21 protein-coding genes are annotated in these 20,610 nt (G+C 65.0%); 16 read left to right on the top strand and 5 right to left on the bottom strand.

Annotated features, from left to right (window positions below; genetic code table 11):
* Window positions 1-57 precede the first annotated feature (57 nt).
* The 5 genes from F622_RS0106630 to dnaA form a co-directional block, all read right to left on the bottom strand.
* Window positions 58-576, bottom strand: a complete 519-nt coding sequence (locus F622_RS0106630) for a hypothetical protein (RefSeq protein WP_018168803.1) — start codon at window positions 574-576, stop codon at window positions 58-60.
* Window positions 577-615: 39 nt separating this feature from the next.
* Window positions 616-3,045: a DNA topoisomerase (ATP-hydrolyzing) subunit B gene (gyrB, locus tag F622_RS0106625; protein ID WP_018168802.1), complete on the bottom strand. Its 2,430-nt coding sequence runs from the start codon at window positions 3,043-3,045 to the stop codon at window positions 616-618.
* A 115-nt stretch (window positions 3,046-3,160) separates the two neighbouring features.
* A complete protein-coding gene (locus F622_RS0106620) occupies window positions 3,161-4,243 on the bottom strand; it encodes a DNA replication/repair protein RecF (RefSeq protein ID WP_081620975.1) in 1,083 nt (360 codons plus the stop codon).
* A 13-nt stretch (window positions 4,244-4,256) separates the two neighbouring features.
* Window positions 4,257-5,360, bottom strand: a complete 1,104-nt coding sequence (gene dnaN, locus F622_RS0106615) for a DNA polymerase III subunit beta (RefSeq protein ID WP_018175925.1) — start codon at window positions 5,358-5,360, stop codon at window positions 4,257-4,259.
* Between the two features lie 242 nt (window positions 5,361-5,602).
* Window positions 5,603-6,976, bottom strand: coding sequence for a chromosomal replication initiator protein DnaA (gene dnaA / locus F622_RS0106610; RefSeq protein WP_018168799.1), 1,374 nt, complete (start codon window positions 6,974-6,976; stop codon window positions 5,603-5,605).
* Between the two features lie 155 nt (window positions 6,977-7,131).
* Here dnaA and rpmH point away from each other — a divergent pair, with 155 nt between their 5' ends.
* From rpmH to atpG, 16 genes are all read left to right on the top strand, one after another.
* A complete protein-coding gene (gene rpmH, locus F622_RS13790) occupies window positions 7,132-7,266 on the top strand; it encodes a 50S ribosomal protein L34 (protein ID WP_018141118.1) in 135 nt (44 codons plus the stop codon).
* A 22-nt stretch (window positions 7,267-7,288) separates the two neighbouring features.
* Window positions 7,289-7,642: a ribonuclease P protein component gene (gene rnpA / locus F622_RS0106600; protein ID WP_038084435.1), complete on the top strand. Its 354-nt coding sequence runs from the start codon at window positions 7,289-7,291 to the stop codon at window positions 7,640-7,642.
* Entirely contained in the window at window positions 7,639-7,896 is a 258-nt protein-coding gene (yidD, locus tag F622_RS13785; RefSeq protein WP_047251849.1) for a membrane protein insertion efficiency factor YidD, read from the top strand. Before rnpA ends, yidD begins: the two co-directional genes overlap by 4 nt.
* 8 nt (window positions 7,897-7,904) lie before the next feature.
* Complete coding sequence (gene yidC / locus F622_RS0106595; protein WP_038084433.1) at window positions 7,905-9,605, top strand: membrane protein insertase YidC; 1,701 nt, start codon at window positions 7,905-7,907, stop codon at window positions 9,603-9,605.
* A 6-nt stretch (window positions 9,606-9,611) separates the two neighbouring features.
* Window positions 9,612-10,928, top strand: coding sequence for a tRNA uridine-5-carboxymethylaminomethyl(34) synthesis GTPase MnmE (gene mnmE / locus F622_RS0106590; protein ID WP_019571547.1), 1,317 nt, complete (start codon window positions 9,612-9,614; stop codon window positions 10,926-10,928).
* A 338-nt stretch (window positions 10,929-11,266) separates the two neighbouring features.
* Window positions 11,267-13,141 (top strand): tRNA uridine-5-carboxymethylaminomethyl(34) synthesis enzyme MnmG, encoded by a 1,875-nt coding sequence (gene mnmG, locus F622_RS0106585; protein WP_018168795.1) that lies wholly within the window; start codon window positions 11,267-11,269, stop codon window positions 13,139-13,141.
* On the top strand, window positions 13,131-13,760 hold the full coding sequence (gene rsmG / locus F622_RS0106580; RefSeq protein ID WP_018168794.1) for a 16S rRNA (guanine(527)-N(7))-methyltransferase RsmG: 630 nt from the start codon (window positions 13,131-13,133) through the stop codon (window positions 13,758-13,760). The genes mnmG and rsmG overlap by 11 nt, the downstream gene beginning before the upstream one ends.
* Complete coding sequence (locus F622_RS0106575; RefSeq protein WP_018168793.1) at window positions 13,757-14,512, top strand: ParA family protein; 756 nt, start codon at window positions 13,757-13,759, stop codon at window positions 14,510-14,512. Before rsmG ends, F622_RS0106575 begins: the two co-directional genes overlap by 4 nt.
* A 47-nt stretch (window positions 14,513-14,559) precedes the next feature.
* Complete coding sequence (locus F622_RS0106570; protein WP_018168792.1) at window positions 14,560-15,402, top strand: ParB/RepB/Spo0J family partition protein; 843 nt, start codon at window positions 14,560-14,562, stop codon at window positions 15,400-15,402.
* A 109-nt stretch (window positions 15,403-15,511) separates the two neighbouring features.
* Complete coding sequence (locus F622_RS0106565; RefSeq protein ID WP_018144955.1) at window positions 15,512-15,898, top strand: ATP synthase subunit I; 387 nt, start codon at window positions 15,512-15,514, stop codon at window positions 15,896-15,898.
* A 31-nt stretch (window positions 15,899-15,929) separates the two neighbouring features.
* A complete protein-coding gene (gene atpB, locus F622_RS0106560; protein WP_026287973.1) occupies window positions 15,930-16,772 on the top strand; it encodes a F0F1 ATP synthase subunit A in 843 nt (280 codons plus the stop codon).
* 53 nt (window positions 16,773-16,825) lie between these two features.
* Entirely contained in the window at window positions 16,826-17,062 is a 237-nt protein-coding gene (atpE, locus tag F622_RS0106555) for a F0F1 ATP synthase subunit C (RefSeq protein WP_012983953.1), read from the top strand.
* Window positions 17,063-17,116: 54 nt separating this feature from the next.
* Window positions 17,117-17,587, top strand: coding sequence for a F0F1 ATP synthase subunit B (locus tag F622_RS0106550; protein WP_018144953.1), 471 nt, complete (start codon window positions 17,117-17,119; stop codon window positions 17,585-17,587).
* Between the two features lie 9 nt (window positions 17,588-17,596).
* Complete coding sequence (locus F622_RS0106545; protein ID WP_018144952.1) at window positions 17,597-18,133, top strand: F0F1 ATP synthase subunit delta; 537 nt, start codon at window positions 17,597-17,599, stop codon at window positions 18,131-18,133.
* A 13-nt stretch (window positions 18,134-18,146) separates the two neighbouring features.
* Complete coding sequence (gene atpA, locus F622_RS0106540; RefSeq protein WP_018168790.1) at window positions 18,147-19,688, top strand: F0F1 ATP synthase subunit alpha; 1,542 nt, start codon at window positions 18,147-18,149, stop codon at window positions 19,686-19,688.
* A gap of 12 nt (window positions 19,689-19,700) precedes the next feature.
* Window positions 19,701-20,561, top strand: coding sequence for a F0F1 ATP synthase subunit gamma (gene atpG, locus F622_RS0106535; protein WP_018168789.1), 861 nt, complete (start codon window positions 19,701-19,703; stop codon window positions 20,559-20,561).
* The last annotated feature ends 49 nt before the right edge of the window (window positions 20,562-20,610 follow it).

Raw genomic sequence — 20,610 nt, 5'->3', positions numbered from 1 at the left:
CATTCGGACAGAAAGCCCGGCAGGGTGTTCCCGGCAACGGGGTCGTCGGGGCGAAGCTTACGGGCTCGGCGGGCGAACGGGGTGAAAGACGGCATGGCCAGCGAGGCGGGCGAGGAGTCCGTAGGCCCACTGGCAGCGCAGCCCGGCATAGGCATCCACAGCAGCATTGTAGCGGCCGAGGGCCTCCGTAATTGCTTGGTCCAGTGCCGCTACGCGAGGGGGCAGTCGATCGGGCGAAACCGACAAATTGTTATATTTATCAAGGATTTGTGTTCGTATATGGTCCCATTCGGCGCGGATGGCGCGTTCGCCCCGGGCCAGACCAGGAAGATCACCGCAGCGTCGCGCTCGCTCCTGTTCCTGGACCAGCTGTTGGAGCGCCCGCAGGTCCAGGGGCGGATCAGCCCGGGTCGCGGAACAAGCCCGCTCCAGCAGGCCATTGCGCTGGGTGAGCAGGGTATCGAGTCGATCCCAGGCCGCGACGACGCGGCGTTCATGGACCGCAAGATGGGTGTACAGGCGAAACGCGACCAGCGCCAGAATCACCAGGACCAGGAGTGCGGCCAGGACCTGCATGGTGCCGGCGGGATTCGTCGTACCGTGGCAGCGAGTACGTCAGATATCGACGTTCTCGGCACTGAGGGCTCGCGACTCGATAAATTCGCGACGCGGCTCGACCTGATCGCCCATCAGGGTGGTGAAGATTTCGTCGGCACGGATGGCATCTTCGACCCGGACCTGGAGCAGGCGGCGGGATTCGGGGTTCATCGTGGTGTCCCAAAGCTGGTCGGGATTCATCTCGCCTAGGCCCTTGTAGCGCTGGGTTGCCAGCCCGCGGCGCCCCTCCTGCAGGAGCCATTCCATGGCTTCGGAAAAGCCCTCGATCACGTGGACGCGTTCCCCGCGCTTCATGTACGCACCTTCGTCGAGAAGGGCGTTAAGACGGGCGGACAGGTCGAGTACTGCCTGAAAATCACGCGATGCCAGGGTGTCATCGGTGATGTACTGCGACAGGGCGGCGCCGTGTTCGATGCGGTCCAGGCTCAGCTGTGCCGTGCCTTCATGCTGGGTCACCGGCCCCAGGCTGTAGCGGGTTGCACCCGCCTTGTCGCTGGATAGATTCTCCAGGATGCGGGCAAACCACGCCTGAACCGCAGCGTTAGTCACGCTTCGGGGCTCGGGGATCGCATCAGCCTCGAGCATCGCCCAAAGGATGCGCGAGTCGTACATCCGGCCCAGGCGCTGCACGGCGCGCGCGGCCTTTTGATAGCCCTTCACCAGGTCCTCGAAGGCCTCGCCGGTAATCGGAGGTGCATCCGGGCTGGGATAGAGCGCGGCGCCGTCCAGTGCGAGGGAGATCACGATCTCGCCCATTTCGGCCTCGTCGCGCACGTACTGCTCGCGCTTGCCACGCTTGATCTTGTACAGCGGCGGCTGCGCGATATATACGTGGCCGCGCTCGATCAGTTCCGGCATCTGGCGGAAGAAGAAGGTCAGAAGCAGGGTACGGATATGGGAGCCGTCCACGTCCGCGTCAGTCATGATGATAATGCGGTGATAACGCAGCTTGTCCGGATCGTACTCTTCCTTGCCAATACCGCAGCCCAGCGCCGTGATGAGCGTGCCCACCTCGGCTGAACCCAGCATACGGTCAAAGCGCGCGCGCTCGACATTCAGGATCTTGCCCTTGAGCGGCAGGATCGCCTGGAAATGGCGGTCACGACCCTGCTTGGCCGAACCGCCGGCGGAGTCACCCTCGACCAGGTAGAGCTCGGACTGAGCCGGGTCCTTCTCCTGACAGTCGGCCAGCTTGCCCGGCAGACCGGCAATATCCAGCGCTCCCTTGCGGCGGGTGACCTCACGCGCCTTGCGGGCGGCCTCGCGCGCTCGCGCGGCATCCAGCACCTTCTCGGTGATGGCCTTGGCTTCCTGCGGGTGTTCCAGCAGGAAATTGTTGAGGGCGTCCGACAGCACGCTTTCAACGATCGGCTTGACCTCGGAGGAAACCAGCTTGTCCTTGGTCTGCGACGAGAACTTGGGGTCCGGCACCTTGACCGAGAGCACGGCCGTGAGGCCTTCGCGCATGTCGTCGCCCGCCGTGGCGACCTTGGCCTTCTTGATCAGGCCCTCGTTCTCCAGGTACTGATTGATCGTGCGCGTCAGCGCGGCGCGAAAGCCCGCCATGTGCGAGCCACCGTCGCGCTGCGGAATGTTGTTGGTGTAGCAGAAGATGTTCTCCTGGTAGGAGTCATTCCACTGCAGGGCAATTTCGACTGCGTAGTCCTCGCGCATCTGGTCGGCGTAGACGACCGTGGGATGCAGCGCGGTTTTCTTCTGGTTCAGGTGTTCGACGAAGGCACGGATACCGCCTTCGAAGACAAAGGTCTCCTCGCGGTTGTCCCGGTGGTCGCGCAGCGTGATGCGCACGCCCGAGTTGAGGAACGACAGCTCCCGCAGGCGCTTGGCGAGGATCTCGTAGTGAAAATTGATGTCGGTGAAGATGGTCGGGCTGGGGCGAAACCAGATCTTCGTTCCGTTGCGCTCCGTGGTGCCGGTCACCGCCAGCGGCGCATCCGGGACGCCGAGGTGATAGATCTGTTCGTGGCGCTGACCATCCCGGTGGATCTCCAGGCGGAGCTCTTCCGACAGGGCATTCACCACCGAGACACCCACGCCGTGCAGGCCGCCGGAGACCTTGTAGGAGTTGTTGTCGAACTTCCCGCCTGCATGCAGGACAGTGAGGATGACCTCTGCGGCCGACATACCCTCTTCTTCGTGGATATCCACGGGAATGCCGCGACCGTTGTCCGTGACGGAGACCGCATTGTCCTCGTGGATCGTGACCTCAATACTGTCGCAGTGACCTGCCAGCGCCTCGTCGATCGAGTTATCGACCACCTCGAAGACCATGTGGTGCAGGCCTGTGCCGTCATCGGTGTCACCGATGTACATGCCCGGTCGCTTGCGAACGGCATCCAGGCCCTTGAGGACGCGGATCTGAGAGGAATCGTAGACGGAGGGATCTTGGGCTTCAGTTTCGGACATTCGGGTCAGTCATCCGGCCAGTTGCAGACACGCCAGTATAGCGCAAAGGCGGGGGGCACCGGTGAGGTCACGTACTGGGGTCCAGGAGGGCGACGAGACCCAAGGCCCGGGCGCATCAGGCTGGGGGTTCGGGGGTTACGCGACCATGTTTCACGTGGAACAATTGCCCTGCGGTATCCCCTGCCAGCCCAGGGATATCATCCCCCACAGCGGTCACCAGGATCTGCCAGCCCGACGCACACAACCCGGACATCAACCCCTCCACTGCCTCGCGATCCAGCTCCGACACTACATCGTCCAGCAACATCACCGGCGCCCGCCCGGTCTCGGCCTCGAGCATCCATGCCTGCCCGCCCACGAGAGCCGTAACCAATCGCTTTTGTTCGCCCCGGGAGGCCTCGGCGGCGAGACGACCCGATAGCCGCAAATCAATGTCGGCCCGCTGCGGCCCCGCCTGCGCGAAGCCCCGTTCTTCGTCGCCCTCCCGACTACGCTCCAGCGCCTCGCTCAGGCTCCTTTCCCGGTCCCAGCCCATCCGCGGATTCAAGTTCAAATCGGCTAACCGCTCGCCGAATCCGAACTGCCGGGCGGCCTCCATAGTCGCCGCCTGCCAGGACTCCACGTAACGACGCCGCGCGTCACTGATCGCCTCGCCGAATTCCAGCCAGGGTCGCTCAAACTCGCGAGCCCCCGCGCGGTCCCCCACGCGCAAGGCGGCATTACGTTGGTCATGGGCCCGCTTCCAGCGCTGCCACTGGCCCCGGTACCCCGGGATCGCATGGAAGCACCCCCAGTCCAGCAAGCGCCTGCGCCCTTCCGGTCCACCCGTCAACAATTCGAAGGAGCCCGCATGCAGCGTACGCGCCGGCAACCACTCGGCCACCGCCGCGTGGCCTTCCATCCAGCGGCCATCAAGCCGCGACCGGCGAGTACCATCCCAGCTAATCCCCAGCCGATGGGAGCCCCCGGCCGGATCCTTCACCACTGCCCCAATCCACAACCCTTCGGCTCCGCTCCGCCCAACACGACGTAATTGCTGAGTACGGAACGAGCGCCCAGCCGCGAGGATATGCACTGCTTCGAGAATGGAGGTTTTCCCTGCACCATTCGGCCCGACCAGCCGGTTGATTCCCGGCCCCAACGTCAAGGCCTGTTCCTCAAGGTTGCGGACCCCCTGCCACCACAGCGACTCCAGCACGCAGACCCCGGAACTACAGGCGCATCGGCATCACCACGTAGCGCGCCCCGCCCGGTGGTTCCGCCTGAATCAGGATCGACGAGTTCCCGTCACGCAGCCCGATGCGAACCTGCTCGGTCTCCAGGACATTCAGCACGTCCGCCAGGTACCCAAGGTTGAACCCGATCTCCATTGGCCCCCCGTCGTACTCCGCCTCGACCGACTCCTGGGCCTCTTCACGATCGGCGTTGTGGGTCATCACCTGGCAACCGTTCTTCCCCAGGGCCATGCGTACGCCGCGATACTTGTCACTCGCCACAATCGCCACCCGGCCCAACGCCTGTTTCAGAACTTCCCGGTCGACCCGCAACGTGGAGGGAAGATCCGAGGGGATGACCCGTTCGTAGTCCGGGAAGCGCCCCTCGATCACCTTGCTGCGCAGGACCGCTTTGCCCAGTTCGAATACGACCTGGTCTTCCCCGAAGCCGATCCGGACCGTCGATTCGTCGTCGGCCAGATTTCGTCGCAACTCCGCCACGGCCTTGCGCGGGACAATGCGTTCAACCCGGCCCTCGACCGGGTGCTCGAGTTCCACCTCGGCCAGCGCCAAGCGATGCCCGTCCGTCGCGACCGCCCGCAGACTGGTCCCGCTGGCTACCAGGAGCAAACCCTGGAGGTAGTAACGCACGTCCTGCTGCGCCATCGAAAACATCGTCGCTTCCAGCAGACGCCGCAGCCGGTTCTGGGGCACATCGAGCACAACCTCCGACCCTCGCGCCTCCCAGTCGGGGAAGTCCGCGCCGGGCAGGGTCGCCAGGCTGAAGCGTGAACCGGCGAATCCCACGGTCATGCGTTCGCCTTCCACCCGAGCCCGAATCTCGCTGTCCCCTGGGGCCGCCTTCACGACGTCCAACAGCTTGCGCACCGATACGGTGACATCGCATTCGCCCGGGATGGTGCCTTCCGCACCCGCCTGCCAGGCGAGTTCGAGATCGGTGGTATCCATCCGGATCGCGCCGTTGTCATCCGGTCGCAGACGCACATTTCCGAGGATCGGCATCGTCAATCGTTTTTCGGCCGCGCCCACAATCCGTTGCAGCGCTTCGGTCATCGTCTCGCGATTGAAAGACAGTTCCATGGCGATGTCCTGTATCTAGTGTTTAGATATTTAAATAGTAGTAATAAGGGGCAGGTCGACCTGTGCAGGAAACCCAGATTTCTTTTTAAATTCAGTTATTTGTCGACACTTTTTGGCTCTCGCGAACCTCTGTGAAGCCTGTTCCCAACCTGTGGACAGTTTCGCGGTCCGCGTTTTCCACCTTTCCATACCGCAGTTGCACCCAGCTTATCCACAGCTTTGCCGACCATTGGACAGCCACTTCAGCTACTGAGAGTCCGCAGAAGATTCGAGTAGTCCTCGTCCAGGCTGGCGTCCGCCTCGCGGAGTTCGGCGACCTTCCGGCAGGCATGGATTACCGTGGTGTGATCGCGACCGCCGAAGGCCTGTCCGATCTCCGGTAGGCTGTGCTGGGTCAGTTCCTTTGCCAGGGCCATCGCGATCTGCCGCGGACGGGCAATCGATCGGCTGCGCCGGCTCGACAGCAGATCGGCCACCTTCACGCGATAGTAGTCCGCGACCGTCTTCTGGATATTCTCCAGTGTAATCAGTTTGTTCTGTACCGCGAGAAGGTCGCGCAGAGCGTCCTTGGCAAACTCGACGGTGATCGGTTTCCCGGTAAAGTGCGCGTTGGCGATCACCCGCCGCAGCGAGCCTTCCAGTTCGCGGATGTTGGAACGGATCCGCTTGCCCATGAAGAATGCGACCTCGGACGGGAGCTCGATCCCCGCCTGCTCCGCCTTGCGCTGGAGGATGGCCACCCGGGTCTCCAGTTCTGGCGGCTCGATCGCGATCGTCAGCCCCCAGCCGAAGCGTGACTTCAGGCGTTCCTCCAGCCCCTCGACCTCTTTCGGGTAGCGATCCGAGGTCAGGATGATCTGCTGCTGGCCCTCCAGCAGCGCGTTGAAGGTGTGGAAGAACTCCTCCTGGGAACGCTCCTTGCCGGCAAAGAACTGAATGTCGTCGATCAGCAGTGCGTCGGCGGAGCGGTAGTGCTGCTTGAACTCGTCGATCGCGTTGTGCTGCAGCGCCTTGATCATGTCCGCCACGAAGCGCTCGGAGTGCAGATAGATGATCCGCCCTTCGGGGTGCCGGGCCAGGATGCTGTGCCCGATGGCATGCATCAAGTGGGTCTTGCCGAGCCCGACCCCGCCATAGATGAACAACGGGTTGTAGGCCACCCCGGGGTTTTCCGCGACCTGGAGGCTGGCTGCGCGCGCGAGCTGGTTCGACTTGCCCTCGACGAAGCTGTCGAAGGTGAAGGCCGGGTTCAGGTTACTCACGGGCCCTTGGGGGCGTGGCGCAGTGCTGGCGCTCTTGTCTGCAGCACCGCGTTCGTGGCGGGACTCGCGACCACTGGGGGTCGGCGGGACCGGAATCTGCGCACCGCCAATCCCGAGTCGCACGCGGCGCCCGTCCTGCTCGCCCACCGGCTGCAGCTCGCCCACGGTCTGCTCGATCGATTCCAGCAGGTGATCGCGCACGTGCTCGAACACAAACTGGTTCGGCGCGAGCAGTCGCAGCCCGCCTTCGGACTCTTCGGCATGAAGCGGCCGCAGCCAGGTGTTGAGTTGCTGTTCGCTGACCTTCCCCTGCAGGCGATCCAGACAGGCTGTCCACAGGGCATTGGCTGACACGCGTTCGTCTCCGGGGCGACGGGGGAATTGGAAGCCACCGAGTCTACGCCGATGGGGGTACCCGGTGCCAGCGACTTGCCGACCCTCGAGATTGACTTTGCGTCCGGATGGCGCTAGTTTTCACCGCCCTTTAACCAAGCGTCACGGGAACTCTCATGAAGCGCACTTTTCAACCCAGCCGGCTCGTTCGCGCCCGCACGCATGGCTTCCGGGCCCGCATGGCCACCCGTGGTGGTCGCAAGGTCCTGAACGCCCGTCGCGCCAAGGGCCGCAAGCGCCTTTGCCCGTAGTCCGGGCGGCGCGCCGGCTCCCGTGACCGCGGCGCCAGCTAGCGAGACCTTTCCGCGCCGCGTCCGTCTGTTGACCGGTGCGGATTATCAGCGCGTCTTCAAGGACGCCCGGCGCCAGCGCGGTCGCGATCTGACCCTGCTCTATCGCCATTCGGAATCTGGCGAGGCACGCCTGGGCCTTGCGATTGGCAAGCGGCATGTCCGCCAGGCATCGGACCGCAACCGGATCAAGCGCATCGTGCGCGAGGCCTTCCGCCGGCGGCGGGCCCACCTGCCACCGGTCGACATGATCGTGCTGGCCCGAGGCGGCGCGGCGACCATGGACCGCCGCGCCCTGCGCGCCGAGATCGACAGCCTGCTGGAACGTCTGCAATGACTCTGCCACGCAAGATTGCCCTGTTGCCCGTCCGGGCCTACCAGTACGGCATCTCGCCGTTCATGGCGCCCCATTGTCGGCATTACCCGACGTGCTCGGCCTATACCGTCGAGGCGGTCGAGACTCACGGGGTCCTGCGGGGCTTTTGGCTCGGTTTGCGCCGCATCCTGCGCTGCCATCCCTGGTCGCCCGGTGGCTATGACCCGGTCCCGCACCCGCGTTCCGATACTCCCAGCACTCGACCCTCAAAGTAGTCGCGCTCATGGATAACCTTCGCCCCCTTTTGTGGCTGACCCTGGCCTTTGTCCTGTTCCTGATGTGGCAGGCCTGGAACCAGGATTACGGCAGCACATCCCAGCCGGACACCGCCGCCGAGCGCGCCGCGGAGGACCCCGATGCCCGTCCGGAGGACGTGCCGGATGCGCCGCAATTCGAGTCGGAACCGGACACGCGGGCGGCAGACGCCCCGCAAGTGAGCACCCTGCAGGAGCCGGACCGTCAGCAGATCACCGTGCGTACCGATACCCACGAGATCCTGATTGACACCCGCGGGGGCACGCTGCTGCGCGCCGACCTGCTGCAGTATCCACGGGACCTGCAGGACGATCCGCTGGTGCCGGTCCGCCTGTTCGACCATCGCGTGCGCGGCTATGTCGCCCAGAGTGGTCTGACCCACGACCGGGTGAACGACCAGTCGATGGAGGGGCGCGCACCGTCGCACCACGCCAATTTCCAGGTCGACCAGGACCGCTTCGAGCTCGCCGACGGGCAGGAACAGCTCGAGGTCCCGCTGCGCTGGGTCTCCGACGATGGCGAAATCGAGGTCACCAAGACCTACACCTTTACCCGTGGCTCGCATCTGATCGAGCTGGACTACGAGGTCCACAACCGGTCCGATTCCACCTGGAGCGGTCGCCAGTACCGACAGCTCCGCCACGGGCCGACGCCGGATCGGGAGTCCTGGTGGCTGTACACCTTTACCGGAGCGGCCTATTTCGATGGCAGCTACCAACGCGAAAGCTTCGAATCGTTCCGCGACGACCCCATTCAGGCACGCATCCAGGGCGGCTGGATCGCGATGATTCAGCACTACTTCGTTTCCACCTGGGTCCCGGGTGAGGACGAGGTCAATGCGCTGTACGCCCGTGCCGTGCCCAGCGATCTGGGTGACGAGTATCTGATTGGCCTGCACTCCGAATCGCGCCAGATCGCAGCGGGGAGCAGCGGCGAGTTCTCCACCCGCTTGTGGGTCGGACCCAAGCTCCAGGCAGAGCTCTCCGAGATCGCCCAGGGCCTGGAGCTTACGGCCGACTACGGGATCTTCACGTTCCTGTCCAAGCCGTTGTTCTGGCTGCTGGACAAGATCCACGCCTTCGTGGGCAATTGGGGTTGGTCGATCGTCATCCTGACCATCCTGATCAAGCTGGCCTTCTTCAAGCTCTCCGCCACCAGCTACCGTTCCATGGCGCGCATGCGCAAGGTCGCGCCCAAGCTGCAGGCACTGAAGGAACGCTACAAGGACGACAAGCAGCGCATGAACCAGGCGCTGATGGACCTGTACAAGAAGGAGAAGATCAACCCGCTGGGTGGCTGTCTCCCGATCCTGGTGCAAATCCCGGTGTTCATCGCCCTGTACTGGGTGCTGCTGGAGAGTGTCGAACTGCGCCAGGCGCCCTGGTGGCTGTGGGTGCAGGATCTGTCCTCGCGCGATCCGTACTTCATTCTGCCGATCCTGATGGGCGTGTCGATGTTCGTGCAGTACAAGCTGAACCCGCCGCCGATGGACCCGGTGCAGCAGAAGATCTTCATGGCGCTGCCGTTCGTGTTCACCGTGTTCTTCGCCTTCTTCCCGGCGGGTCTGGTGCTGTACTGGTTCACCAACAACCTGTTCTCCATCGCCCAGCAGTGGTACATCACGCGCAAGATCGAGAGCGGCGAGGACCCGGACAAGCAGAAGAGCTGACGCTCCGTGACCGTGACGGACACCATCGTCGCGGTCGCCACCCCGCCGGGGGTGGGCGGTATCGGTGTGGTCCGTCTGTCGGGTCCGCAGGCCCTGCCCATCGCCCAGCGCCTGACCCGACGCGCGCAGCTCCTTCCACGCCACGCCCACTACGGCAGCTTCATTGATCCGGCGACTGGCGAGCCGCTGGACGACGGTCTGATCCTGTCCTTCCCGGGCCCGCACTCCTACACCGGTGAGGACGTGATCGAGCTGCAGGGCCACGGCAGCCCGGTCTTGCTGGAGGCGATCGTCGCCGCCGCGGTGGATCTCGGCGCGCGTCGTGCCCGACCGGGGGAGTTCACCGAGCAGGCCTTCCTCAACGGCCGACTCGACCTGGCGCAGGCGGAGGCGGTGGCCGATCTGATCCACGCCCAGACCGAGCAGGCCGCCAGGCTTGCGCGATCCAGCCTGGACGGCGCCCTGGCGACCGAACTCGAACCGGTCTCGCGCGCCATCCGCGACCTGCGTGTGGTCATCGAGGCGGAGATCGACTTCGGCGAGACCGATCTCGAGTCGGAGGCTGCCGCCGATATCGCACGCCGTGCCGACACCCTCCACACGACCATCCGCGAACTCCTCGAACGACTGCGTCCGGCGCGTTACTTTGCCCAGGGCTTGCGCCTGGCCCTGGTCGGCGCCCCGAATGTCGGCAAGTCCAGCTTGATGAACCGTTTGGCCGAGAGCGAGGTCGCGATTGTCACCGATCGCCCCGGGACCACTCGCGACGTCCTGCGTTCGCCGATTGCGATCCACGGGATACCGGTCGAACTGATCGACACCGCCGGGCTGCACGCGAGTGAGGATCCGGTGGAGAAGATCGGCATGGAGCGGGCGCGGGAGGCGGCCACCGGGGCTGACTTGATCCTGGCGCTGCGCGATCTCACGCGTCCGGATGCGGCCCCCGACTTGGCGGCCCCGGCGGAAATCCCGCGACTGACCGTCTGGAACAAGATGGACTGCGCCGCCGACTCCACCCGAGCGGACCACGGGCTCAGGATCTCTGCACGGACCGGGGCAGGGGTCGACGCGCTCAAACAGGCGATCGTCGAGCGCCTGGGCGTGAGCGAGGGTGGCCAGCAACGCTTCAGCGTGCGCGCGCGCCATCTGGACGGCCTGCGTACGACGGCCACGCATCTCGCCGCGATCGACGCCGCCGCGCCCCCGGACCTGATCGCCGAAGAGCTGCGTCTGGCCGAGCGCGCCCTGGACGCGCTCCTCGGTCGCCAGGACCACGAGGCCCTGCTGGGCGAGATCTTCGCCGGCTTCTGCATCGGCAAGTAGTCCCCGTCATTGCGAGGCCCCGAAAGGGGTCGCGGCAATCGCCCGCCGCGACCACCGGATTTCGCGGCCCGACGTCATGCCAGCTTCCGGAGATTGCTTCGCTTTGCTCGCAATGACGGGGGGCGCTGGATGCGGCCTCTGCTGCCCATCACGGCCGAAGCCGCCGCGGCGCAACGAACCAGGCGAACAGGCCGCCGCGGCACGCCCGGAAAACCATTTGGCCCGGGGGCCGCTTCGCGCTCGCGTAACTCCCTGCTAGAATTCCGATTTTCGTGCCCGGACCATAAGCGGCGCGAATTGCACTCACAGGCCGGACCGTCGGCCGGGATAGCAGGACCATGGCGAACTCCTTTGATGTCATCGTGATTGGCGGCGGGCACGCCGGCACCGAGGCTGCCTTGGCCGCGGCGCGCGGCGGTGCGCGCACACTGCTGCTGACCCACAACATCGAGACCATCGGCCAGATGAGCTGCAACCCGGCCATCGGCGGGATCGGCAAGGGCCACCTGGTCAAGGAGATCGATGCCCTGGGGGGCGTCATGGGCCGCGCAGCGGACGCCGCCGGCATCCATTTCCGCATCCTCAATCGACGCAAGGGCCCGGCCGTGCGCGCGACCCGCGCCCAGTCGGACCGGCAGCTCTACCGCCAGGCCATCCGCCAGTTCGTCGAGGCCGAGCCGAACCTGCAGATCTTTCAGCAGCCGGTGGCCGATATCACCCTGGACGGCGACCGGGTCACCGGCGTGGTCACCGAGGGCGGCATTGCATTCGACGCCCGCGCCGTGGTGCTGACCGTGGGTACCTTCCTCAATGGCCAGATGCACACCGGGCTCACCCAGCAGCCCGGCGGGCGCGCGGGCGATCCGCCGAGCACCCGCCTGGCGGCGCGCCTGCGCGAGATGGCCTTTGCCGTCGGGCGGCTCAAGACCGGCACGCCGCCGCGCATCGACGGGCGCAGCGTGGATTTCTCGCGGCTCGAGCCGCAGCCGGGCGATGACCCGCGCCCGGTCTTTTCCTTCATCGGCTCGACCGACGACCACCCGGCCCAGCGCCCCTGCCATATCGCGCGCACCAGCGAGAAGACCCACGACCTGATCCGGGCGAACCTCGACCAGGCGCCGATGTACTCCGGCCAGATCGACAGCACTGGCCCGCGCTATTGCCCCTCGATCGAGGACAAGGTGGTGCGCTTTGCCGACAAGACCAGTCACCAGGTCTTTGTCGAGCCGGAAGGCCTCACCACCCACGAGCTGTACCCCAACGGGATCTCCACCTCGTTGCCGTATGCGATCCAGGTCCCCCTGGTGCAGAGCATTGCCGGCTTCGAGAACGCGCGCATCACACGCCCCGGCTACGCGATCGAATACGACTACTTCGATCCCCGCGGCCTGCGCCCGACGCTGGCCACGCGCGAGCTCGGAAACCTGTTCTTTGCCGGCCAGATCAACGGCACCACCGGCTACGAGGAGGCCGCTGCCCAGGGTCTGGTCGCCGGGCTCAATGCCGCGCGGCTGGTGCAGGACGCCGCGCCGTGGATCCCGCAGCGCTCCGAGGCCTACATCGGTGTGCTGATCGACGACCTGGTGACCCGCGGCACCCAGGAGCCCTACCGCATGTTCACCTCGCGCGCCGAGTACCGGCTGTTGCTGCGCGAGGACAATGCCGATCTGCGCCTGACCCCGGTCGGGCGCGAGTACGGGCTGGTCGACGACGCCCGCTGGACGCGCTTCGAGACCCGTGCCGCGGCCATCGAGACCGAGATGACCCGACTCGGACAAACCCGCCCGGACCGCGACCAGCGAACCCGCCCGGCCCTGATCGACTTGCTGGGCAAGGCGCCGGATCCGGATGCCACGCTGCTCGACCTGCTGCGCCGCCCCGAGGCCGATTACGATGGCTTGATGCATGCGCTGCCCGACCTGGATGTCGGCTGCACGCCCGACGTGCGCGAGCAGGCGGAGATCCAGGCCAAGTACGCCGGCTACATCGAGCGTCAGCAGGCCGAGATCGACCGCCAGGCGAAGGCCGAGCAGACCGCCCTCCCGGACAGCCTCGACTATGCCCGGGTCCACGGGCTGTCGAACGAGATCCGGCAGAAGCTGGCGGAATTCCGCCCCCATACCCTGGCCCAGGCGCAGCGCATCCCGGGCGTGACCCCGGCCGCGCTGTCGGCGTTGGCCGTGCACCTGAAGCAGCGCGCCAGTGGCGAGTAACGACTGGCGCGCGGCCCTGGCCGCCGTGGCCGGGGACTGGGCGCTGGACCCACCGGCCATCGAGGCCCTGGCGATTTATTTGGAACAGCTCGGGCGCTGGAACCGCGTGCACAACCTGACCGCGGTGCGTGACCCCGCGCAGTGGATTCGCCGGCATATCCTCGACAGCCTGACGTTGCGCCCGTATCTTCACGGGGACCGGGTGCTGGATGTCGGGACCGGCGCCGGGCTGCCTGGTTTCGTGCTCGCGGCCACCGAGCGCGAACGCGAATTCTGCCTGCTCGACAGCGCGGCCAAGCGCATCCGCTTCCTGCGGAACGTGATCGGACTCGCCCGGCTGTCCGGGGTCGAGGCCGTGCATGTACGGATCGAGGATTTCCAGCCCTCCGCGCCCTATACCACGGTGCTGGCGCGGGCGTTCAAGGCCCCGGCCGACATGGTCTCGCGGGTCGCGCCACAGGTGGCCGAGGGGGGCCGCGTGCTGGCCATGCTGGGTCAGCGCTCGGTCGTCGCCGAACCGCTCCCGGCCCCGTGGTCGTACCGAAGCGTGGACCCGGTTACCATTCCCGGCGAGACCGCCGAGCGGCACATCGCCATTATCGAGAGAGCCGACCCGTGACCGATACGCTGGCCATCACCAATCAGAAGGGCGGAGTGGGCAAGACCACTACCTGCGTGAACCTTGCCGCCTCGCTCGCCCGCCTGGGCAAGCGCGTGCTGGTGGTGGACATGGACCCGCAGGGCAACGCGACCACCGGTTCGGGCGTCGACAAGCACGCCGATGACCCAACCTCCTGCGAGGTCCTGCTGGGCCAGGCCACGGTGGCCGAGGCCGCCCACCGAGTGGAGGCCGGCTATGACCTGGTCCCGGCCAACGGCGACCTGACCGTGGCCGAGGTGCGGCTGATGGAGGCCGAGCGCCGTGAATACCGGTTGCAGGAGGCGCTGGCACCGGCCCGGGCAAACTACGACCACATCCTGGTCGATTGCCCGCCGTCGCTGAACCTTTTGACCGTCAACGGCCTGGTCGCGGCCGATGGTGTGGTGATCCCGATGCAGTGCGAGTACTACGCACTGGAGGGGTTGACCGCCCTGATGCGCACCATCGAGAGCATCCAGCGCGGTCCCAACCCCAAGCTGCGTATCTCGGGCCTGCTGCGCACGATGTTCGATCCACGCAATCGTCTTTCCGGGGATGTCTCGGCACAGCTCACCGGCCACTTCGGCGATCGCGTGTTCCGAACCGTGATCCCGCGCAACATCCGCCTGGCCGAGGCACCCAGTTTTGGCCAGCCGGCCTTGTTGTATGATGCCTCCTCGCGCGGGGCCGTGGCGTACCTGGCCCTGGCCGGCGAGATGTTGCGGCGCTGAACGCCGCCTGTTACCCCCTTACCGACTGCCTGCAGGAACGATCAACCATGGCGAAACGAGGACTGGGCCGAGGCCTGGATGCCCTGCTCTCCGGCGCCCAGGCCGGTGGTGACGACAGCGACAGTTTGGAGCAGCTCCCGATCGAGCAGATCCGGCGTGGCAAGTATCAGCCCCGGGTCCACATGGCGGAGGCGGCGCTGGCCGAGCTGGCAGACTCGATCCGAGCCCAGGGCATCGTGCAGCCCGTCGTCGTGCGGCGCCTGGACGAGGGCTATGAGCTGATCGCCGGCGAGCGCCGCTGGCGTGCCGCCCAGATCGCGGGCCTGGAGACCGTCCCGGCGGTGGTCCGCGACATCCCCGATCAGGCCGCCGCGGCGATGGCACTGATCGAGAACATCCAGCGCGAGGATCTGAACCCGCTGGAAGAGGCGCAGGCCATCCGCCGCCTGATCGGCGAATTCGAGATGACTCACCAGGCAGCGGCCGACGCGGTCGGCCGCTCGCGCACTGCGGTCACCAACCTGCTGCGCCTGCTGGAACTCCACGACACGGTGAAGGACCACGTCAACGAGGGGCGCCTGGAGATGGGCCACGCCCGCTGCCTGCTGGCGGTGCCCCTGGACGACCAGCCCGGGGTGGCCGCGACCGTGGTCAAGCGCGGGCTCTCGGTGCGCGCGACCGAGCAGCTGGTCAAGAAGATCCTCGCCGCGACCCCGGAGCCGAAGAAGGATGCCGGACCCTCGCCCGAGGTGCGGCAACTGGAGAGCCGTCTCTCCGACCAGCTGGGCGCCGCGGTCCAGGTTCGCTACAACCGCCAGGGCAAAGGCCGTCTGGTCATCGAATACAACAGCCTCGACGAGCTCGATGGCATCCTCGCCCACATCCAGTAACTCTCTGAGCGGCCTGGCCGATGGCCCCGAACGCCGTTTGACGCAGTAGAAGGGCGCTCTTATACTACGCGCACTTTTTGGGAGAGGGGTGGGTGTGCCCATCCGCTGAATGACACCGCGACGCTTCAGACACGCCTTACAATCGCTAGGTCTGCAGCTCGCCTTAACGCTGATACTGTCGGGCCTGCTTCTGGCCCTGTTCCCCCCGATCGTGGCGATCTCGGCTGCGGTGGGCGGCATCACCGCGACGCTCGGCAACGCCGTGGCCGCGGTTGTTGTGTTTCGGGCCTACCGTTCCGATCAGGTGGGCTCGCTGACCGCCCGCATGATGGGCGCCCAGATGGGACGACTGGCAATCATCGCGGTGGCATTCGGGGTGGCGTTCGCTTACCTGGACGAGCCGGACTTACTGGCGTTGTTCGGCATCTTCCTCCTGGTGCACTTGGCCCCCTTGTGGTGGCTGCACCGGGTTTCTGATCAAGCAATGACGAGATAACTGCATGGCTTCAGAAAGCGGACTGCCCACGATGGAAGAGCACATTGCTCACCATCTGACGAATCTTACCTTCGGACTCCACCCCGAGAAGGGGATGAGCTTCGCCACCACCAGCACCGAAGCCGCCGAAATGGGCTTCTGGGCGATCCACGTCGACTCCATGCTGTGGTCGATCGCACTCGGGCTGCTGTTCATCCTCACGTTCCGTGCCGCGGCCAAGAAGGTCACCGCCGGCGTCCCGGGCGGCTGGCAGAATTTCGTCGAAATGATGATGGACTTTGTGAACGACAACGTCCGTGGCTCGTTCAAGCACAAGAACGACATGGTCGCGCCGCTCGCGCTGACCATCTTCGTCTGGATATTCCTGCTCAACCTGATGGACCTCGTGCCGGTCGACCTGATCCCGCACATCGCCTATCTTCTGGGTATCCCGTACTTCAAGATCGTGCCGACTACGGATATCAACGTGACCGCGGGCCTGGCGCTCGGTGTGTTCATCCTGATCATCTACTACTCGCTCAAGATCAAGGGCCCAGTGGGTTTCATCAAGGAACTGACGGGCATCCCGTTCCAGACCAACATCGTGTACATCAAGCCGTTTTTCTGGGTGATCAACTTCGTCCTGGAGTTTATCAACCTGCTGGCCAAGCCGGCCTCGCTCGCCCTGCGACTGTTCGGCAACCTGTACGCCGCGGAGATGATCTTCATCCTGATCGGTGTCATGTACTCTGCGGGCCTGATCCTGGGTCTGGCCGGCGGTGTACTGCACGTGGGCTGGGCGATCTTCCACATCCTCGTGGTGCCGCTGCAGGCCTTCATCTTCATGGTGCTGACCGTCGTCTACATCGACATGGCGTACAGCGAAGACCACTGATTTCGACTTCCCTACTCAACTGACTGTTTCAACACTCGACTGGAGATACAAAAATGGAAATGGCTAACGCTCTGATCGTCCTGGCTGGCTCGCTGCTTCTGGGTCTGGCCGCTGTCGGCGCCGCCATCGGCGTGGGTACCCTCGGTGGTCGCTTCCTGGAAGGCGCCGCGCGTCAGCCGGAACTGATCCCGATGCTGCGCACCCAGTTCTTCATCGTGATGGGTCTGACCGACGCCGTGCCGATGATCGGCGTGGGTATCGGCCTGTACGTCCTGTTCGCCCTGGGTTAATAAGGCTGAGCGAGTCCCGAGGTCCCCTCCACTCGTCCAACCTGAGGTAGCAGGATGAATATCAATCTGACCATCATTGGCCAGCTGCTCGCGTTCAGCGTCTTCGTGTGGTTCACGATGCGCTACGTCTGGCCGCCCATGTCCGCCGCCCTGGAAGAACGTCGCAAGAAAATTGCCGACGGCCTGGCAGCCGCGGAACGTGGCGAGAAAGAGCAGGAGCTCGCCCAGGAGCGTGCGACCGAGGTCCTCAAGGAGGCCAAGCAGCAGGCCAACGAGATCGTGGCCTCTGCGCAGAAGCGCGCCAACGACGTGGTTGAGGAAAGCAAGTCCACGGCCCACGAAGAAGGCGAACGCATCAAGCAGGCGGCGCACGCCGAGATCGAGCAGGAGATCAACCGCGCGAAGGAAGAGCTGCGCAAGCAGGTCTCCGAGCTGGCGGTTGCCGGTGCCGAGCAGATCCTGGCCAAGGAAATCGACGCCAAGGCGCACGGCGATCTGCTCAAGAAGCTCTCGGCCAAGCTGTAAGGAGACGTTATGTCAGACCTGATTTCGGTCGCCCGACCCTACGCTCGCGCAGCTTTCGAGCGGGCCCGCGAGGCCAAGGATCTCGCCGGCTGGGCCGAGCAGCTCGAATTGCTGGCGGCGATCGCCCGCGATTCGCAGATGCACAGTCTCCTCTCCAACCCGCGGGTCCCGCGGCCGGACCGGGCACAGCTCGTGCTCGACGTGGCCGGTGACAAGGTGGGGCCCGAGGCGGGGAACCTCGTTCGCCTGCTGGCCGAAAACGGCCGGCTGCCCGCCCTCCCCGCCGTGAGCGATGCCTTTGCCGAATTGAAGGCCGCGGCCGAGCACCGCGTCCATGCCGACGTGATTGCCTTTCGCAAGCTCACCCAGGCGCAGGAGAAAGAGATCCACGACGCCCTGGCCCAGGGCCTGGGCTGCGAAGTCGATCTCGAGCATTCGGTCGACAGCGCCCTTCTTGGAGGGGCCATCATCCGCGCCGGCGACCTGGTAATCGACGGCTCCGTGCGAGGCCAGCTGAACCGCCTGGCTGCCAATTTGAGTCGCTAAGAGGATATTTAACATGCAACTGAATCCCTCCGAGATCAGTGATCTGATCAAACAGCGCATCGAGAAATTCGATGCCTCGTCCGAGGCCTCCAACGAGGGCACCGTGGTCAGCGTGACCGACGGTATCGCCCGCGTCCACGGTCTCGGTGACGTCATGCAGGGCGAGATGCTCGAGTTCCCGGGCGACACCTTCGGTATGGCGCTTAACCTTGAACGCGACTCTGTGGGTGTCGTGATCCTGGGCGACTACAAGCACATCTCCGAGGGCCAGACGGTCAAGTGCACCGGCCGCATCCTCGAAGTGCCGGTTGGCGAGGCGCTGCTGGGTCGGGTAGTCGATTCCCTGGGTCGTCCGATCGACGGCAAGGGCCCGATCGAAAGCGACATCACCAGCCCGATCGAAAAGATCGCGCCCGGTGTTATCGAGCGGAAGTCGGTCGACCAGCCGCTGCAGTCCGGTATCAAGGCGATCGACGCCATGGTCCCGGTCGGTCGCGGCCAGCGCGAGCTGATCATCGGCGACCGCCAGACCGGCAAGACCGCCGTCGCGATCGATGCGATCATTAACCAGAAGGACTCCGGCGTTAAGTGCGTCTACGTCGCGGTTGGCCAGAAGGCCTCCTCGGTCGCCTCCGTGGTGTCCAAGCTGGAAGAAGCGGGCGCGATGCAGAACACCATCATCGTGGCCGCCAATGCGTCGGAGTCGGCGGCGATGCAGTTCATCGCCCCGTACGCCGGCTGCGCGATGGGCGAATACTTCCGCGATCGCGGCGAAGACGCGCTGATCGTCTACGATGACCTCACCAAACAGGCCTGGGCCTACCGTCAGGTCTCCCTGCTCCTGCGTCGTCCGCCGGGTCGTGAGGCCTACCCGGGTGATGTCTTCTACCTGCATTCGCGTCTGCTGGAGCGTGCCTCGCGTGTGAACGCCGAGTACGTTGAAGAGAAGACCAACGGTGAAGTGAAGGGCAAGACCGGTTCTCTGACCGCGTTGCCGATCATCGAGACCCAGGCGGGTGACGTCTCCGCGTTCGTTCCGACCAACGTGATCTCGATCACCGACGGTCAGATCTTCCTCGAGACCGACCTGTTCAACTCCGGTATTCGCCCGGCGATCAACGCCGGTCTGTCGGTGTCCCGAGTCGGTGGTGCCGCCCAGACCAAGATCATCAAGAAGCTGGGTGGCGGCGTGCGTCTGGCGCTGGCGCAATATCGTGAGCTGGCGGCGTTCTCGCAGTTTGCCTCCGATCTGGACGAACTGACCCGCAAGCAGCTGGATCGCGGTAAGCGCGTGACCGAGCTGATGAAGCAGGGTCAGTACCAGCCGATGTCCATCGGCGAGATGGCCTTTTCGCTGTACGCCGCGAACGAGGGCTTCCTCGACGACGTCGAGGCCGACAAGATCGTGAGCTTCGAGAAGGAACTGATCGCCTACGCGCGTTCCTCCCAGAAGGAGCTCCTGGACGAAATCAACAGCACTGGCGACTACAACGACTCCATTCAGGAAAAGCTGAAAAGCGCCCTGGAAGAGTTCAAGGCCAAGCACAGCTGGTAACGGGAGCACGCAATGGCGGGCACTAAGGAGATCCGGACGCAGATCAAGAGTATCAAGAATACTCAGAAGATCACCAAGGCGATGGAAATGGTCGCCGCGTCCAAGATGCGCAAGGCCCAGGACCGCATGCAGGAGTCCCGGCCTTACGCACAGAAGATCCACGACGTGATCGGTCACGTCGCGATGGCGAATGCGGAGTACAAGCATCCGTTCATGGTGGAACGCGAGGTCAAGCGCGTCGCGCTGATCATCGTGTCGACCGACCGTGGTCTTTGCGGCGGGTTGAACACCAACCTGTTCAAGAAGGCCGTGATCGAGATGCGTCGCTACCGCGACGAGGGCGTCGAGGTCGATCTGTGCGTGATCGGGAGCAAGGCGCTGCAGTTCTTCAAGCGCCTGGGCGGCAACATCGTGGCCGAGTCCAAGGATCTCGGGGACCGTCCGCACATCAATGACCTGATCGGTTCGATCAAGGTCGTGCTGGACAACTTCCGCGACGGCAAGGTCGATCGCGTGGTGCTGCTCGAGAACAAGTTCGTCAACACCATGACGCAGCAGGCCCAGGCCACGCAGTTGCTGCCGACGGCGCCTAGCCGCGACGAATCGCTCAAGCACCACTGGGATTACATCTACGAGCCCGACACGCATCCGGTGATGGATACGCTGCTCGAGCGCTATGTCGAGTCCCTGATCTATCAGGCGGTGGTCGAGAACGTGGCCTGCGAGATGGCCGCACGGATGGTCGCGATGAAGTCGGCCTCCGACAACGCCGGCACGATGATCAAGGACCTGCAGCTCGTCTACAACAAGGCGCGCCAGGCTGCGATCACCCAGGAGATCTCCGAGATCGTCGGCGGCGCGGCTGCGGTCTAGCGCCCACCGGCACGAATCGGTCGATTCGGCACGAATTACGACTTACGAG

It is taken from the genome of Thioalkalivibrio sp. ALMg3, from assembly GCF_000381225.1.
Taxonomy (GTDB): Bacteria; Pseudomonadota; Gammaproteobacteria; order Ectothiorhodospirales; family Ectothiorhodospiraceae; genus Thioalkalivibrio; species Thioalkalivibrio versutus.
The sequence above is the reverse complement of the archived record's forward strand: the minus strand, read 5'-3'. Positions and strand labels throughout refer to the sequence as shown.